Source organism: Apolloniradiicaulis salifontis, from assembly GCF_053756655.1.
Genome location: NZ_CM132387.1, coordinates 1,112,374 through 1,128,018, shown reverse-complemented (window position 1 = coordinate 1,128,018; position 15,645 = coordinate 1,112,374). Strand labels below are relative to the sequence as shown.

Here is a 15,645-nt window from a genome sequence, read left to right as displayed (position 1 = left end):
CTAGCCCCCGGTGCGCTCGTCCTCGCGGCGGGGCGGCGCCTCGCCCGGGGCGTCGGCTCCCAATGCTTCGCGGCGGCTCTCGCCGTCCTTGGCGTCGGCCTTGGGGTCGCTGGACTCGTCATCCTTCAACCCCTTGCGAAAGGCAGTGACGCCTTTGGCCATGTCGCCCATGAGCGCAGAGATCTTGCCCCGCCCGCCAAACAAAACGAGCAGCAGGATCGCCACGATGAGAATGCCTGTCCAATGCGGACCCATGTCGCGTCTCCCGTGGACCGCGCAGCGCGCGGCGTTCTAACCGTCTACACATGTAAGGGATGATGGTCCGCGAATCCAACGCCGCCCGCACGCGGAGCCGGAAATGACTCAGAATTTCGACGCCAGCCCTAGTCTCGCCCGCGAGCGATCACCCAGTTCCAGTAGCGTAGAACCGTCTGGGCTTTGTCTGTGGACAGCGTCTCGAACACCGCCTTGGCCTGTTGCAGACGCACGACGGCGTCGGTTCCGTGCGACGAGGCGATCATGTCTTCAAGATGATAGCGCGACAGGCCGGTCGCCTTGGCCAGCACCGCGCAGGGCTCGCCACCGAAATCATCAATGATGCGGTTGAAAAGATCGCGCTGGATGTTGGCCATCACACAGCCTTCGGCGCGCAGCACTTCGGTGAAGCCGACCTTGCCGGCCCGCTCCACCACCGCCTCCAGCGAGCCGTAGGGCGACACCTCGGCGGCCTCGCGGTCGCGCTGGCGCCGATCGATATAGGCGAGCGCCTCGGTGACCGTAGGATCAGGCTCGCGCTCCCTGGCGGCCAGGGGAAACACGTCCGCTGCGGCTTCCTGCAGGATCGTCCGGCTGGCGGCGAAACGATCCAGGATGAGCCGGCGCAGCGAATGGGGCGTCGCCCAGAACAGGACGAAAGCCTGGACCGGCCGCAACTCGGGCCGCTTGATCAAAAGCTTGGCGATCTGCTCGTTCTCGGCCGCCTCGCGCACCAGAAAATCGGCGGTCTGGGTTGCAAGCCGGGCTCCAGGATTGCGCAGGACCGCGGCGATGGTGTCCGGGTCCCCGGCCCGGCAGAGCGCAGCGGCGACGGTCTCGGACACCGACTCGCGCCGGGCCAGCGCTAGCCGGTGACGCAGCTCGCCCTTGGCGGCGATCTCCATCATGTCAAAATCGGTCAGGGAGTCGCTCGAGCGCAGGATCGGTTCCGCGATCTCATAGGCGTCCATGGCGAGCTTGCGTAAAAGTCCCGCGGGCGCCTCGGTCTGTTCGGCGAGGCGCGCAGCCACCTTGGCGCGCAGCGCGGGATCGGCCTCTCGCAGCAACTCGTCGAGCACGTCGGCGGTCATCCAGCGTTCCTGGGGCGAGACTCGGCTCGCCGGCAGGCAGACAATGTCAGCCAGACGGCGCGTGAGCCGGGCGCGCGCCCGGCCGCTGGCGGGCGGCGGCGGGGGCGCAGGCTCGGCGGGGCGAAAATCTTCAGCCATGGCGGGCCGGTCACCTCATCGACGCAAGCTTCAGGCTCGCATGAATAGCGACGCTGCGTTAAGGAATAGTCTAAGCGGCGGCAGCAAACCGAGAACACGCGTTACTCATTCCTGGCGCGCAACACCGTGGTGAACCCTGTCACCAAGGTGGCCCTGCGCATGGGCTTGCCAGGATTCATCTTGCAAAAAGCGGTGGTCATGGCGTCCCGAATCCAGCTCGCCACCCTGATCGAGGGCACGGAGCCGGGTCGATCCGGGCTGCAGTCCGTCCTATATGATCGGGACGTGTCGTTCAGGAGACTTCCCCCATGCCCCGCCTCCCCGCTGAAAAGATCGCCGAGCTTCGCAAGAACCTGCCTGCGGAAATTGAACGCATCGCCTTTCACGAAGGCACCGAAGCGCCCGGCTGCAGTCCGCTGAACGCCGAAAAGCGCGACGGCGTCTATGCCTGCGCCGTGTGTGGCGAGGTGACGTTCACCAGCGCCGAGAAGTATGAGAGCGGCTCGGGCTGGCCCAGCTTTTATGCGCCGGCGAATGAGCACGCGCTTGGCACCAAGCGCGACTTCAAGCTTCTGGCGCCGCGCACCGAATTTCACTGCGCCAATTGCGGCGCCCATCTGGGGCATGTGTTCAATGATGGTCCCAAACCCACCGGCCTGCGCTACTGCGTGAACGGCATGGTGCTGGACTTCCGACCCGGCGGCGGCGAAGACTGACGCCGCTCACCAGATTTTCAGGGGGCCGGTCGGCGATCCCGGACCGGTTGAACGCACATGACCCAGACCTTTCTCACGCACGCGCGGCGGGCGGTTATGCTTGTCGGCGCAGCGGCGCTCGCGCTGACCGCCTGCCAGGAGGCCGGCGCGCCCGCCGACGACCAGACCACGGAGACAGACACCGCAATGGATGCGTCGAACCAACCGACAGATCTCATCGCCCGCGCCGTCAGCTTGGACGCGCCCACGCCCGAGGCGCGCCCGCTTGTCATTGAGCAACTGGGCCGCACGCGCACCGACGAATTCGCCTGGCTGCGCGATGACAACTGGCAGCAGGTGATGCGCGAGCCGTCGGTGCTCGACGCCGATGTCCGCGCTCATCTCGAGGCGGAAAACACCTATTATAATGCGGTGATGGAGCCGCTGTCCGGTCTTGAAGACCGGCTCTACGCAGAAATGCGTGGACGCATCAAGGAAGACGATTCCAGCCCGCCCGAGAAAGACGGCCCCTGGTTTTACTACACGCGCTTTCGCGAAGGCGGTCAGTATCCGGTGTTCGCGCGCCGTCCCGCCGGTGAGGACGGCACGATCAGCGGTGAAGAACAGATCATCTTCGATGGCGACGCCGAAGGTGCTGAGTCGGAGTATTTCGACATCGGCGCGGTGGAGCCCAGCCCTGACCATCGTTATCTCGCCTACGCGGTCGACACCGCCGGATCGGAATTCTACCGGATCAAGGTGCGTGATCTTGAGACCGGCCAAGAGGTCACGACCCTGACCGACGAGGGCTACGGCTCCATGGTCTGGGCGAACGATTCCCAGACCATCTACTGGGTCTGGCGCGACGAGAACAATCGCCCTCGCCGGGTCTACCGCCAGCCGATCACCGAGGCGGAGCCGGAGTTGATCTACGAAGAAGAAGACACCGGCTATTTCCTCGGCGTCGGCAAGACCGACGGCGACACCTGGATCGTCCTGTCGGCCAGCGACCACACCACCAGCGAAATGCGGCTGTTCGACGCCAATAATCCGGTCGCCGAGCCGATCCTGGTGTCGGAGCGCGAAGGCGGCGTGGAATACTCGCTCACCGAGGCGGGCGGCAAGATCTTCGTGCGCACCAATTCGGGCGGCGCCGTCGACTTCAAGATCATGGAGGCGCCCCTGGCCGATCCACGCCGGGAGAACTGGGCCGAGCTCATCGACCATCGCGCCGGCGTACTTGTGAACGGCCTGATGGGCTTTGAAAACTGGCTAGTGCGTATGGAGCGCTCCGATGCGCTGCCGCGCATCGTGGTGCGCGATCTGTCCAACGACGAAGAGCACGAGATCGCCTTCGACGAGGAGGCCTACGCGCTGGGTATGGATGGCGGCCTGGAATACGCCGTCGACCAGATGCGCTTCTCCTATGAGAGCCCGGCGACGCCTGAAGAAACCTATGATTACAATATGTCGACCCGCGAGCGGACGCTGATCAAGCGCCAGGAAATCCCCTCCGGCCATGATGCGTCCGACTATGTGGTGCGCCGCCTGCACGCCACCGCGCGCGACGGAGCGCTGGTGCCCGTCACCCTGCTCTATCGCGACGGCACGCCGCTGGACGGCTCGGCGCCAGTGCTGCTGTACGGCTACGGCTCCTACGGGATCACCATCCCGGCGAGCTTCTCCACCTCACGGCTAAGCCTTGTGGATCGCGGCATGATCTACGCCATCGCCCATATCCGCGGCGGCATGGCGAAAGGCTATCAGTGGTATCTCGACGGCAAGCTTGATCAAAAGCAGAACACCTTCAACGACTTCGTTGATGCAGGTCGCTTCCTGGTCGCCGAAGGCTACACCAGTGAAGGCCGGCTTGTGGCCCATGGCGGCTCGGCGGGCGGACTTCTGGTGGGCGCGGCGATCAATCAGGACCCGGCGTTGTTCTCCGCCGCCATCGCGGCGGTGCCGTTTGTGGACGTGCTCACCACGATGAGCGATCCGTCCCTGCCACTGACGCCGCCGGAATGGCCCGAATGGGGCAATCCGATCGAAGACGAGGCCGCCTACGATTATATCGAGAGCTATTCGCCCTATGATCAGGTGAGCGCGCAGGCCTATCCGCACGTGCTGGCCACGGCCGGCCTGACCGATCCCCGGGTGACCTACTGGGAGCCGGCCAAATGGGCCGCCCGCCTGCGCACTAGACGCACCGATGACGGCCTGACCCTCATGCGAACCAATATGGGCGCGGGCCATGGCGGCGCGTCCGGGCGCTTCGACTCGCTGAAAGAGCGCGCCGAGGAATACGCCTTTGCGCTGATGACGGCGGGCCTGGCCGACACCGAAGCCGCCGAAGCGAGCGCGGCGGCGGCCCTGGCCGGAGACGACGCCGTGGGCAGGTCGGACAACTAAGCCAGCCATATTCGGCAACGAACTTGGCGGTAGAAACGGCGAACGGCGCGGGGAGCTCTCCCCGCGCCGTTTCTCCATCAGACGCTCACTCCTCCAGGCGGAAATTGAGCTCAGTCACCATGCCGCGCCGGATGACGGCGCCCGGTGCACGCGAGGCGTCGGCGGCGTGACGCCAACGCTCCACGGCGGCGATCGACGCGCGCGCAAACGCCGCGCTGTCACATCGCACCACCTGAATATTCGCCGTCGCACCACTGGCAAGAATGTCGTAGCTCACCGAGCAAACGCCCTCCACGCCGCGGCTAAGCTCACGAGCTGGATATACCGGGTTGGTCCGGATCGTCATAGGCGGCGGCGGAACAGCTATGGGCTCACCGCGAAGCACCTCGCGAGGATCCAGCGTCGGTTGCTCATAGACCCCGTCGGCCCCCATCGCGCCGGGCGCATCGGCCCGCGACTCGATCCTCGGATTGACCGGGGGCGGCGCGACTGGCTCAACCTGATCAATCCCCATGGACTCAGGCCGCGGATCCACCGGCTCCACCTCGAAATTGATTGTGATCCGGGTGACCGGTTCAGGCTCCACCAGCGTGATTATTTCCGCTTCGATAAGGCGCTGCATCAGTGCGAAAAGTGCAAATGTAACCGCGGCGGCGGCAAGCACGGCGAGCGGCCAGCGCAAAGACCAGCCGCCCGACGCGCGGTTAACCCCACTATCCGAGAGCCCCGATGGAGCTGGGTGAATTGGATGAACCATGACGAAACCTCCAGTCCGGGCACGGCGCTGCGCCGCACTTAAGACTCGACAGTCTACAATAAAATCCCTCAGAACACGAATCCGTGAACACTGTTCATCTTATAATGGCGCGTTGCACGAAAGTTCGGCGATGGCCGGACAGAAAAAACCCCGCCCTGCGATGCGCATGGCGGGGCGTTTTCAGGCGCTGGAAAACCCCTAACCCTCCGCCTGGGAAGCCCCGTTGTCGGCGCGGGCCTGCTCGGCCTGGGCGTCAGAGATGCAGGGCTCGCGCGTCTGATCACCGGTGCGCAGGTTGAACCAGGTGGAGCAACGATCCGGAATGGCGCCCTGCGGGAAGGCGACTTCCCCGTCCTCACCCACTTCACCGATGAGCACGAGCTGGCGCCGTTCGGCGTCGATGGTCAGGCGGCATTCATCGATCTGGACGCGTTCACGCTGGCACGCCCGGCGTTCGACACCCTCGATCTGGGAGTTCACGAACTCGATCCAGCCGTTCGCCTGTGTGCGCGAGCTCGGGAAGCGACGCCCCTCGCTGAACGCCTGCAATGCGCCCTGAAGCTCCCCCTGCTGGAAGCGCGCCGTACCCAAAAGCACCCAGGCGTCGCCGTTTTCACGTGCGCTCAGGCCGCCACGCTCAATCGCCTGAACAAAGGCGGCCTCTGCATCTGCGTAATTATTCAGCTGATAGTGGGCTTCAGCCAGACGAAGCGACCATTCCGATGTGCCGGTCTCCCGGGCGAGCCGCTCAACGACGGGAATAGCCTGGTCAAACTCTGCGGCCTGACGCCACATATTCCCGAGCCGCTCGAGCTGCTCGACATTACCCTCGCACCGGCCTGAATTGATCGCCCGCTCGAGGATGTTCGCGCCCCGGTAGGGATTGTCGAAAGCGGAGTAATACTGGGCCAGGCGGAAAACTTCGTTACATTCCTCAAACAAGCCGTTGAGATACATCAGCTTGTTGGCTTCGAACGCCTCATCCTCGCGATCAAGACGTGCAAAGATGGACACCAGATTCTGCCACGAGCGGCGTTCGCCGGGATAGGCTGATAGCCCCTCGCGGATCACGCGTAGCTCGTCCTGGGGACGGTCCAGCTGATTATAGTAAAACTGCATGAGATTGAAGTCGCCGAGCGTCTTGTTCGGTTCCTCACGGTAGAACTGTTCCGCATAGCGAACGCCTTCGGAATAGCGATCAGCTTGCGCATAGGCCGTAGCCAGCATCTTGGCCAGGCGCGTGTTCAATGTCGCGCCGTCTCGGATCGCAAGCTCGAACTGGCGGATGCCCTCGTCGATTTGCTCCTGGGCCATGTAGAGCTGGCCCACATTGATGCGCAGCGTATTGGCTTCTTCCTGAACCAGCGCGCCGGTTTCAATCACGGCGACGAAATCACGCGTCGCCTGTGGAAGATTGTCCTGATTGTAGTATGCAGTCGCGCGCAGACGCAGCACGATGGACCGCTCATAGGGTGTGAGCTCGGTGCTCAGAAGCGGCGTCAGGGTGGAGATCATCCCCGCCCAGTTCTCAACGTCCTGCTGCTCGATCGCGGTCTGGACCCGCTGGCCCACAGCAGCCGACAGCGTTCTGTTGGCCTGCTCTTCTTCGGAGCGTTCGTTGTTGTTGCGATTGCGCTGGGCGTCGGCCGGTGCGGCCAACGTCAGTACGACGGCTGTCGCCGCAACCAGGGCCGAAAATCCGGCGATCGCCGACTTTGCGGAAACGGCGTTGATCAAACGTGCCATCGATTGGCTCCTTAAGGTCGGCGCCCCGTCTCAGGCCCGGTCAGGACCAGAGACGGGGCGGCCCGCGTCAATCTTCGAGGCGGAAGGTGAATTGGGTCACGACGCCGGTACGGCGCACGGCGGTGCCTTCAACGATCTTCGGCTGGTAACGCCACCGCTCCACCGCACGGATCGCGTTGCGTTCGAACAGCGAGCTGTCGCAATCCATGATCTGGATATTCGTGGTGATGCCGTCCGGAGTCACGTCGAACGTCACCGTGCAGTCACCCGACACGCCCCGTTCGGCGGCGCGCATGGGATAGTCCGGCTCGATGCGGACCAATGGCTGTGCGTCACGGTCAGAAACCGAGAAGCTGACAGAGTCACCGGTCAGGCTGGGCGCGTCGAAATCAGGGATCTCGCCGACGATCGTCGACATGTCCTCGCTCGGTGCATCGGCGGCGGCGCGTTCGATCTGGGGCGGCGGAGGCGGCGGCTGCACGTCCTCCACGTCGTCGAGGGTCACGTCCCGCTGACGAATATCGAGCTGTTCGACTTCCTCATTGATGACGATGCGAAGGTCTTCCTCTGCGTCTTCCAGAAGGACCTCGTCGGTGAAGATGAGACTCTGCATGAGCATGAAGAGCAGGAAGGTGATGACGCCTGCGATCGGTACTCCGATCAAAAGGCGGATAAGACTGGCCATCGTGTCTCCTCCCTATTGTTCGCGTGTGGAGATTGTCACGTCGATGTCCATATTGAGCAACAGCTCCTGAACATCGAGGACGGTGCCGGCAGGCGCGCCGTCATCGCCCTGGATCATGGCCTCCGCGCGCGGATTCTCCTCGCGCAGCTGCTCGAAAACGTTCCGGAGCTGGTTCAGCTCGTAAATGTCTCCGTCGACGTAAATCTCGTCATTGGCCGTGACGGCCACCAGCAGGGTCGGTTTCTCCCGCTCCTGTGTCACCGTTTCAGGGCGGATGATGTCCGCGCCCGGTTCCTTAACGAACACGGCGGTCACGATGAAGAAGATGAGCAGGATGAACACGACGTCCAACATGGGCGTCATATCCAGCTGGGGCTCTTCTCCGTCAGTCATTACGCGGCTTTGTCGGCGAGCCATCTTTGTTCTCCCCTGCCGTCTACTGGGCTTCGGTGGCGCGCGTAATCGATACGGGTATCGAATTTGCGCGCAACTCATCGATGATCCGCACGATCGTTCCGTGCTCGGCTTCCTGGGACACCTCGATGACCACAGCGGAGTTGGGCTGTTCAGCCCGAATCCTGGAAACCGCAGCCATGACCCGCGACTCCGCGGTTGCGTCACGATTTACGAACACCCGGTTCTCATTGCTCACCTGAACAAAGATCGGCGGAGGGGCATCGACCGGCGGCGGCTGATCACTTTCCGGCGGCGGGGTCAGATCGATCCCTTCTTCCTGGAGGAAGGTCGCCGTCACGATGAAGAAGATGAGCAGGATGAAGACGATATCCAGCATCGGCGTCATGTCGATATTGGCTTCGTCACTCCCGCGTCTTGATTTTCTACGCATGGCTTACTCCACCTCGAGCTCATCGCTCAGCTCGTGCACGCGGCGCTTGGCCATGCGTTCGATCTGATTTGAGAACATAAGGCCCGAAAGGGAGGCCACCATGCCCGCCATGGTCGGGATCGTGGCCCGCGCGACGCCGGAGCTCATCGCCCTTGCGTCCGAAGACCCCGAAATCGACATGACGTCGAACACGGCCACCATTCCCGTCACGGTGCCCAGAAGGCCGAAGAGGGGAGCCGCTGCGACGAGCGTCTTGATGAGCTCCACATTCTGCTCGGCTTTCTGTTTCACCTCGGAAATGAGCTGATCCCGGACGGCGAGGGCGTGCCAGGAGTGATGGTCGCTGCGCGCCCCCCACTCCTTGATCACCCGGCTTCGCACGCCTTTATGCGCAAAACCGAAATAGGCCAGCCGCTCCAGGATGAACGCCCACATTACGAAGGTCAGCAGCATGATCCAGTTCAGGATCGGGCCGCCCCGCTCCAGGAATTCCTGGAGACTTTGCAAGGCGCCTGAAACATCCATCGGTTCTTTCCTCTAGCCCGCGGACTTTTCTTCGGCGTGACGTGCGATGATGCCGGCGGCCTGCTCTTCCAGGGTCTGCTGCGCGCCGCGCGCAAAGCTCGCCGCGAAGGAGTGGATGAACAGGAGCGGGATCGCCGCGATCAGGCCGGACACCGTCGTCACGAGGGCTTCGGAGATGCCGCCCGCCATGATTTTCGGATCGCCGGTGCCGAACAGGGTGATCTGGGTGAAGGTCCGGATCATCCCCGTCACGGTGCCGAGAAGGCCCAGAAGCGGGGCAACGCCGGCGGCGAGCTTGAGGAAGTTCAGACCGAATTCAAGCTTCGGAGTCTCGCGAAGGATCGCTTCGTCGATCTTCAGCTCGATGGTCTCAACCGAACGGTCCTTGACCTCTTCATAGGCGAGCATGATGCGGCCCAGCGGGTTGGACTTGGATGCGGTAGACCGGCGCTTCTGGGCGTTGATGGCCGAAGTGGTCATCAAGAGCGACAGAAGACGGAAGATGCCGAAGGAGGCCGAGACGATCAGCAGCGCGGCGATGATCTTGGCCACGATGCCGCCCTGCTCGAAACGCTCCGACAGGCTCGGCATGTCCTTGTAAATCTGCAGCAGAGCGCCGCGAGACGGGTCGATCGGGCCGGCTACGATCTCGCCGGGCTCGGCGTTGATCAGGTTGGACGCCGCACTCATGAGCGAGCCCGGCGGCTGCTGCTCGAGCTGGACCAGATTATAGCCGGCGCGCGAATTGCCGGAATCGCTGGCCCACGTAGCGAACACCGGGCCGCCATCGTTAGCGATGGCGAGGAAGGCGCCGACGCGGGTCACAGGAACTGGCTGGCCGTCATTGAGGCCGACAACCCGGCGATTGAAGGTGATGACCTCCGACTGGGCGTTCATTTCCTGGATCAGCGCCTCGTAGATAGCGTCCAGCTCGTTGCGCTCGGGGAGCGTGCGGCTTTCGGCCGTATCCAGCAAAGCTTCGGCGCGCCCGGGATACTGGGCGGAAATCAGCGAGGCCTGCAGGATCGAGCCGAATTCACCGGCCGCCTGGCGCGCGGCGCCGAACAGCTCGCCGAATTCGCCTTGAGCTGCGCGGAGCTCTGCGTCGAGCTCGGAAATCCGGGTGCGGTTGGCTTCAAACTGGGCCTCGGCCTCGCTGGCCTGGGACTCAAGGCTCGCAAGGCGGTTGCGCGCCTGGGACAGCAAAGCCGCCTGCCGGTTACGATCTTCACGGAAGGTGGCGATGCGGCGCTGATTTTCAGCCTCGGCTTCGCGGGCGTCCTGGCGGACCCGGTCGAGAAGCTGCGAAATCGAGGTCACCGGCTCGCGGTCGGCCTGAGCGAAAGCCGGAGCCGACGCAAGACCCGCCATGAGCGAGACGGCTGCAATGGTTTTGATGAGCATGTTCATCGGATAAATTCTCCCGTCTCGTGCGGTTATTGAGCCGTCTCAGGCCCGGGAACCGGGGCCACGAAGACTTCCGGAGTGGTGACTTCGTTCGCAATGCGGAACGCGCGATCAACGTTGGCCGCCATGCCGCCCGGCACGGGACGCCATTCAGGATTGGCCTTGGTCAGCATCTCGACCCCGCCGCCGACGCGGCGGATCAGGGCGACACGGCCGACCTGCAGGATATCAGCCTGCTGGGGGACGCCGTCGACCATGACTTCCTGCGAATAGGCCCGCAGCGAACGGCCCGCGGCGGCTTCCGCCTCGTAGGCGTTCAAAAGCACGCGATACTTTTCGGCCGGCGGGATCGCCGCATCACCAAGCGCTTCCTGGATCTCAGCGAGGCGCTCGCGCCGGCTTTCGATCTGGAAGGGCAGGTCCTGATCCACGAACGCTTCAAGGCGCACGTACATCTCAAGCAGCATTGGCGTAAGGTCACGCTCGATGCTGCCGACCCGCTCAAGCTGGGTCTGGAGCGAAGACAGCTCATTTTCCTGAGAGCGCAGGAAAACCCGCTGCTGCTCGAGATAAACTTCCTGGCCCTGGATCTGCTCCTGCAGAGCAAGATACTGGCGCTCGGCGTTATCCGCGTCGTCGGCCAGCTGGTTGATCTGCTCCTGAGCCTGGGCGCCTTGCTGGGTCGACTGACGTGCGACCTGCAGCGCCTGATCGAGTTGGGCTTGTGCTCCACCGACGCAGACCAAGGCCGTGATGCCGGCCGCCAGCGTCGTGCGGATACCTTTCAAGTTCTTAGACATTTTTCGCCTCACAGTAGCCGGCGCGAACTTGATGTCCGCGCGCTTCCGCTTTCCCTCGCTCTTCGGTGCGCCGAACGTCGCCGCGACGGCTTCGGGCCCCAACAAATTAAACGCGGCGCGCCGCGCCGCAACGGCCGGATCCCGACCGCCGCAGAATGACTCTGAGGGCATAACGTCTATTTTCGTCATCCCCTCGTAGCGCGGCGTTGCCCGCCGTCTCTTTCATTTGAATCGACGCTAGCACCGGCTTTACGAACCGATCAACCGCTCATGCAGCGTGTGGCCGCTTAAAAACCGGCTCTTGACCCTTTTCTACCGCGCCAGGGTGGCCTTTTTACGACAGGTGCGCAGGCGCTACAGGATTGTTCTCTAAGCTATTAATCATAAATATGAAATTATACGAGGGCGCACATGGATAAATCTTGTTTTCGGTGGCGCTCGGCGCGGCCGCGCACGCGGCCGCCGAAAATTTGGCGCGCCGCTCGATCAGGCGCAAAGATTAACGCGCCGCCGGTCTCACCACAAAATGCAGGGCGCGCGCATGAGTTTGACCGGGCGCGGCGTCGGTCGCGCGGCTCCGCCGTAAGTATGGTGCTCGGGCGGCTTGGTCGTATGGAATTCAAGAATGGCTGGGGCGCCAGGATTCGAACCTGGGAATGGCGGTACCAAAAACCGCTGCCTTACCACTTGGCCACGCCCCAGCAGGACCAGGAGGGCCCGGTCACGGGCCGCGTTATTAGCCCGGCTTTTTTATCGATGCAACGGGCCTTGCTGCAGGTTTCCCACCATGTGCATAGCTCTGCCGTGAGCCGATTGCATTGAGGGTGCGGCTTGGCTATAAGCCGCGCCTCGGTTCGGAGTATAGCTCAGCCTGGTAGAGCACTGTCTTCGGGAGGCAGGGGTCGCAGGTTCAAATCCTGCTACTCCGACCAGATACTCTTCGCTCGGCCCCGATCCGGCGAAACGCTTAAATCGCCCGCTCCCTCTGGAGCGGGCGATTTGCGTTTCAGACCGTGCGTGGCGCCGCGGCGACAGGGCGGCGTCGCCGGCCCGGACGCCCTCGCCCTTGCCTCGACCTGTCCGCGCGTCCGGCCTAGGCTTGGACCGATATGAGGCCTCGCCGACGCGCACCGTAGGTCGAGGACGATAGTCGAGGGGATAAAATGAAACAGTTCTGGTCGAGTTTTTTAGGCACGATCACCGGGCTCTTGGTCGCCACCCTGCTGATGGCGCTGTTCGCCGTGTTCGCCGTGGGCGGATTGATCGCCTCGGCGGTGCAGAGCGCTGATGACGCCCAGAGCGCCTCCCTGCCCACCGGCGCAATCATTCTCGAGCTGGATCTTCGCGAGCCGCGCACCGACCAGCCCTCGATGAGCCCGTTCGCCTTCACCACCGCCCTGCCCCACACCGATCTTCTGATCGCCCTGGAGCGCGCGCGCGGCGATGCGCGGGTCGAGGCGGTGTTCGTGCGCGCCAACGCCCTGTCCATGGCGCCGGGCCGCGCCGAGGAGATTCGCGGCGCGCTCAATGCGCTGTCGGCCGCGGGCAAGCGTGTCGTGGTGCACGCGCAAGGCTTTGAAGGCCCGGCCGTAGCCAATTATTTCGCCGTCGCAGGCGCCGATACGCTTTGGCTGCAGGACAGCGCCAGTTTCTCCGCCACCGGCTATACGTCTGAAACGATCTTTTTCGGCGACGCCATAGAGCAAGCCGGCGCAAGGGCGGAATTTATGCAGTTCTATGAATACAAGAACGCCGCCGATCCCTTCCTCAGCGCCGACTACACCGAGGCCCACCGTGAGGCGACGCTATCATGGCTCGGCTCGCTGTTTGACACCGCAATAGACGCGGCCGCCGCAGATCGCGGCATGGCGCCGGAGGCCATGCGCGCCCTTATAGAGGCGGGGCCGTACAGCGCCGAGGCGGCCCTTGAATCCGGGCTCGTCGATTCTCTGGGTCATGTGCATGAGGCGCGCGAGGCCGCGCGAGGCGATTCCAGAACAGCGCGTTTTGTCCAGGCGGCCGTCTATCACCGCGCCGGCGCGGCGGGATCAGGGCCGGTCATTGCGCTGATCGGCGCAGAAGGGGCCATCGAGACCGGTAACGGCGACACCGGATTCGGCGGCGCCGTGATCGGTTCCGACCGGATGAGCCGGGCCATAGATTCGGCCGCGCGCGATTCCTCGGTGCGCGCGATCATCCTGCGCGTCGACAGCCCGGGCGGCTCCGCCATTGCGTCTGATCAGATCTGGGACGCCGTCGTGCGCGCAAGGGAAGCGGGCAAGCCGGTGGTGGTCTCTATGGGATCTGTCGCCGCATCGGGCGGCTATTACATCGCCGCGCCCGCTGACCGGATCGTCGCGAACGCATCCACCCTCACCGGGTCCATCGGGGTTGTGGCCGGAAAGATAGTGGTGGACGGGGCGTTGCAGCGCCTGGGCGTCAATATTGAGCCGCTGTCGGTGGGGGGTGAGTTCACCACCGCCTTCTCCTCGGCCACGGTGTGGAGTGAGTCCCAGCGGGCCGCCTATGAGCGCCTGGCCGAGGACGTCTACGCAGATTTCACCGAAAAAGTCGCCGAGGGACGCGATTTGCCCCTCTCCCGCGTGCGCGAACTCGCCCGCGGCCGTGTGTGGACCGGGGCCCAGGCGCTGGACCATGGGCTAGTGGATCGAATCGGCGGCTTTCAGGCGGCCGTCGAGGAGGCGCGCGGCCTGGCGGGCCTGGCCGCGGATGAACCTTCGCGCCTACGCCGCTACCCGTCCCAGCTGACGCCGCTGGAGGCCTTCCAGCAGCTCTTCGGCGTCACCGCCGACGGCGCAGAGGCGGCGGTCCGGCTCAATGCACTTCTTGACCTTCCTGAAGTGCGCGCAGCCCTGCGCGAACGCGAACGGCTGGCGGCGCCGGGCGTGCGCCTGGAGAGCGCCGATGCGGAGCGGGCCGCCGAGCCTGACCAGGGGCGTTGACCGGCTCCCCTGACTAAACCAGGGCGCCCAGCAACAGGACGACTAGAAAGCCGATCAGCAGGACGAAGAAGTACAGCGTGTCCAGAAAAAGCGTGCGCAGAACGCTGGTGAAGCGCCCACGCGCGTAAACCACGCGGTGGATCCGATAGAGATAGATATTCGAATACACGATCAGGATCAGCCAGGCCCAGCCCGCGCCGATCAGGCTCGACGTCAGCATGAGAAGCGCCATCACCAGAAACAGCGCCGAATGGATATGCAGAGAGACGATGAGGTGATCAAAGAAGTAAAATCCGCGCCGCCAGACATAGATCAGCCCCAGAAGCAACGCATAGACCGGCACCATGACGAACATGATGCGCGGAATCCAGGCGGTCACCGCATCCAGCCAGCCGCCGGGATCGGCCGCGACCTCAGCGAATCGATCCCCCAGATAGCGCCGCACCGGCAGGGGCCATGATGTCTGCAGCGCAGGCTCACCGAAATCCTCAGGTGCAAAAAATCGCCGGATCGTTTGAGGATTGTTCGCGTCCCCAAAGTCGATGTCGAGCACATCTCCGCCGGCGACGACGACTGGACTGGTCGTGGCGTCCTCGTCCGCCTCGGTCGCCGGAGGCGCGGTTTCACCCGCCGCGTCGGGCGGCGCGCGAGCCACATCTCCGCCTTCAGCTTCAGCTTCAGCTTCGGCCTCTGCCTCTGCCTCAGGCTGGTCCGGGGCCTCGCGCGGGCGCTGACCCGACCCGATCAAGTCCAGCGTCGCGCGCATTCGCTCGGCCTCGAGCGGCGTCATGCTGCCGTCCGCCAGCCCGTCGCGAATCTGAGCCTCGATCTCTTCTATCACCTCAGCGCGCTCGGCCCGCGCCATGCCCGCAGCGCCCGACTGGGCGGAATCCACCAGACCGTCGAGCCCGGGGATCAGAAGAAAGAAAATCACCGACGCTATGATGTAGAGCCGGAAGGGCGGCATGTAGCGCGCCCGCTTGCCCTTCAGAAAAGCGCGCGTGAGCCGCCCCGGACGAAACAGAAGCGCCGGCAGCGTACGCAGGACCCGCCCGTCCAGCGCGGTCAGGCCCTCGAAGATCTCCGACGCCAGACCGTGAACCGGACGATGATATTCATCGTCCACCTGGCCGCAATTGTGGCAGACCGGCCCCTGCAGCGTGGTTTCGCAATTGGCGCAGACGCCGTCAGGGGTATCAGGGGAGAGCGTGGCCGGCCGCGAAGCTTTCGCCCGCACCTGACCACCGCCCGCCGCGGCCGCAGCTGCGGCCGCGTGCTCAGCGGAGGTCTGGGCGGCCTGTTCAAGCTCGTCGCCGTCCATCCCCTC

14 protein-coding genes and 2 tRNA genes are annotated in these 15,645 nt (G+C 64.1%); 4 read left to right on the top strand and 12 right to left on the bottom strand.

Features of this window, described 5'->3' with window-relative positions; all coding sequences use genetic code 11:
- Both ACWCOP_RS05485 and ACWCOP_RS05480 read right to left on the bottom strand, forming a co-directional pair.
- Positions 1–255, bottom strand: coding sequence for a twin-arginine translocase TatA/TatE family subunit (locus tag ACWCOP_RS05485; protein WP_478250217.1), 255 nt, complete (start codon positions 253–255; stop codon positions 1–3).
- Between the two features lie 128 nt (positions 256–383).
- Positions 384–1,484, bottom strand: a complete 1,101-nt coding sequence (locus tag ACWCOP_RS05480; protein ID WP_478250216.1) for a DUF2336 domain-containing protein — start codon at positions 1,482–1,484, stop codon at positions 384–386.
- A gap of 308 nt (positions 1,485–1,792) precedes the next feature.
- Here ACWCOP_RS05480 and msrB point away from each other — a divergent pair, with 308 nt between their 5' ends.
- Complete coding sequence (gene msrB, locus ACWCOP_RS05475) at positions 1,793–2,200, top strand: peptide-methionine (R)-S-oxide reductase MsrB (RefSeq protein WP_478250215.1); 408 nt, start codon at positions 1,793–1,795, stop codon at positions 2,198–2,200.
- Positions 2,201–2,296: 96 nt separating this feature from the next.
- On the top strand, positions 2,297–4,588 hold the full coding sequence (locus tag ACWCOP_RS05470; RefSeq protein WP_478250214.1) for a S9 family peptidase: 2,292 nt from the start codon (positions 2,297–2,299) through the stop codon (positions 4,586–4,588).
- Between the two features lie 85 nt (positions 4,589–4,673).
- On the opposite strand, the gene ACWCOP_RS05465 is transcribed toward ACWCOP_RS05470, so the two are convergent.
- From ACWCOP_RS05465 to ACWCOP_RS05425, 9 genes are all read right to left on the bottom strand, one after another.
- Positions 4,674–5,252 (bottom strand): TonB family protein, encoded by a 579-nt coding sequence (locus tag ACWCOP_RS05465; protein ID WP_478250213.1) that lies wholly within the window; start codon positions 5,250–5,252, stop codon positions 4,674–4,676.
- 291 nt (positions 5,253–5,543) lie between these two features.
- Positions 5,544–7,091 (bottom strand): tetratricopeptide repeat protein, encoded by a 1,548-nt coding sequence (locus ACWCOP_RS05460; RefSeq protein ID WP_478250212.1) that lies wholly within the window; start codon positions 7,089–7,091, stop codon positions 5,544–5,546.
- Between the two features lie 67 nt (positions 7,092–7,158).
- Positions 7,159–7,776: an energy transducer TonB gene (locus ACWCOP_RS05455; RefSeq protein WP_478250211.1), complete on the bottom strand. Its 618-nt coding sequence runs from the start codon at positions 7,774–7,776 to the stop codon at positions 7,159–7,161.
- A gap of 12 nt (positions 7,777–7,788) precedes the next feature.
- A complete protein-coding gene (locus tag ACWCOP_RS05450; protein ID WP_478250210.1) occupies positions 7,789–8,169 on the bottom strand; it encodes an ExbD/TolR family protein in 381 nt (126 codons plus the stop codon).
- Between the two features lie 43 nt (positions 8,170–8,212).
- Entirely contained in the window at positions 8,213–8,578 is a 366-nt protein-coding gene (locus ACWCOP_RS05445; protein ID WP_478250209.1) for an ExbD/TolR family protein, read from the bottom strand.
- 48 nt (positions 8,579–8,626) lie between these two features.
- Entirely contained in the window at positions 8,627–9,148 is a 522-nt protein-coding gene (locus ACWCOP_RS05440; protein ID WP_478250208.1) for a MotA/TolQ/ExbB proton channel family protein, read from the bottom strand.
- A 12-nt stretch (positions 9,149–9,160) separates the two neighbouring features.
- On the bottom strand, positions 9,161–10,558 hold the full coding sequence (locus ACWCOP_RS05435) for a MotA/TolQ/ExbB proton channel family protein (protein ID WP_478250207.1): 1,398 nt from the start codon (positions 10,556–10,558) through the stop codon (positions 9,161–9,163).
- Positions 10,559–10,584: 26 nt separating this feature from the next.
- On the bottom strand, positions 10,585–11,544 hold the full coding sequence (locus ACWCOP_RS05430; RefSeq protein ID WP_478250206.1) for a DUF3450 domain-containing protein: 960 nt from the start codon (positions 11,542–11,544) through the stop codon (positions 10,585–10,587).
- A gap of 437 nt (positions 11,545–11,981) precedes the next feature.
- A tRNA-Gln gene (locus ACWCOP_RS05425) sits at positions 11,982–12,056 on the bottom strand.
- A gap of 154 nt (positions 12,057–12,210) precedes the next feature.
- Here ACWCOP_RS05425 and ACWCOP_RS05420 point away from each other — a divergent pair.
- Positions 12,211–12,287 (top strand) — tRNA-Pro (locus ACWCOP_RS05420).
- Positions 12,288–12,518: 231 nt separating this feature from the next.
- Positions 12,519–14,318 (top strand): signal peptide peptidase SppA, encoded by a 1,800-nt coding sequence (gene sppA / locus ACWCOP_RS05415; protein WP_478250205.1) that lies wholly within the window; start codon positions 12,519–12,521, stop codon positions 14,316–14,318.
- A 13-nt stretch (positions 14,319–14,331) separates the two neighbouring features.
- Here the strand turns inward: sppA and ACWCOP_RS05410 are convergent, their stop codons facing one another.
- A complete protein-coding gene (locus ACWCOP_RS05410) occupies positions 14,332–15,639 on the bottom strand; it encodes a DUF3667 domain-containing protein (RefSeq protein WP_478250204.1) in 1,308 nt (435 codons plus the stop codon).
- Between the last annotated feature and the right edge of the window lie 6 nt (positions 15,640–15,645).

Bases quoted from the DNA above. Each gene is read 5' to 3' on its own strand.
- ACWCOP_RS05485 (WP_478250217.1), bottom strand. From the start codon at position 255: ATGGGTCCGCATTGGACAGGCATTCTCATCGTGGCGATCCTGCTGCTC.
- ACWCOP_RS05480 (WP_478250216.1), bottom strand. From the start codon at position 1,484: ATGGCTGAAGATTTTCGCCCCGCCGAGCCTGCGCCCCCGCCGCCGCCC.
- msrB (WP_478250215.1), top strand. From the start codon at position 1,793: ATGCCCCGCCTCCCCGCTGAAAAGATCGCCGAGCTTCGCAAGAACCTG.
- ACWCOP_RS05470 (WP_478250214.1), top strand. From the start codon at position 2,297: ATGCTTGTCGGCGCAGCGGCGCTCGCGCTGACCGCCTGCCAGGAGGCC.
- ACWCOP_RS05460 (WP_478250212.1), bottom strand. From the start codon at position 7,091: ATGGCACGTTTGATCAACGCCGTTTCCGCAAAGTCGGCGATCGCCGGA.
- ACWCOP_RS05455 (WP_478250211.1), bottom strand. From the start codon at position 7,776: ATGGCCAGTCTTATCCGCCTTTTGATCGGAGTACCGATCGCAGGCGTC.
- ACWCOP_RS05450 (WP_478250210.1), bottom strand. From the start codon at position 8,169: ATGACTGACGGAGAAGAGCCCCAGCTGGATATGACGCCCATGTTGGAC.
- ACWCOP_RS05445 (WP_478250209.1), bottom strand. From the start codon at position 8,578: ATGACGCCGATGCTGGATATCGTCTTCATCCTGCTCATCTTCTTCATC.
- ACWCOP_RS05440 (WP_478250208.1), bottom strand. From the start codon at position 9,148: ATGGATGTTTCAGGCGCCTTGCAAAGTCTCCAGGAATTCCTGGAGCGG.
- ACWCOP_RS05435 (WP_478250207.1), bottom strand. From the start codon at position 10,558: ATGAACATGCTCATCAAAACCATTGCAGCCGTCTCGCTCATGGCGGGT.
- ACWCOP_RS05430 (WP_478250206.1), bottom strand. From the start codon at position 11,544: ATGACGAAAATAGACGTTATGCCCTCAGAGTCATTCTGCGGCGGTCGG.
- sppA (WP_478250205.1), top strand. From the start codon at position 12,519: ATGAAACAGTTCTGGTCGAGTTTTTTAGGCACGATCACCGGGCTCTTG.
- ACWCOP_RS05410 (WP_478250204.1), bottom strand. From the start codon at position 15,639: ATGGACGGCGACGAGCTTGAACAGGCCGCCCAGACCTCCGCTGAGCAC.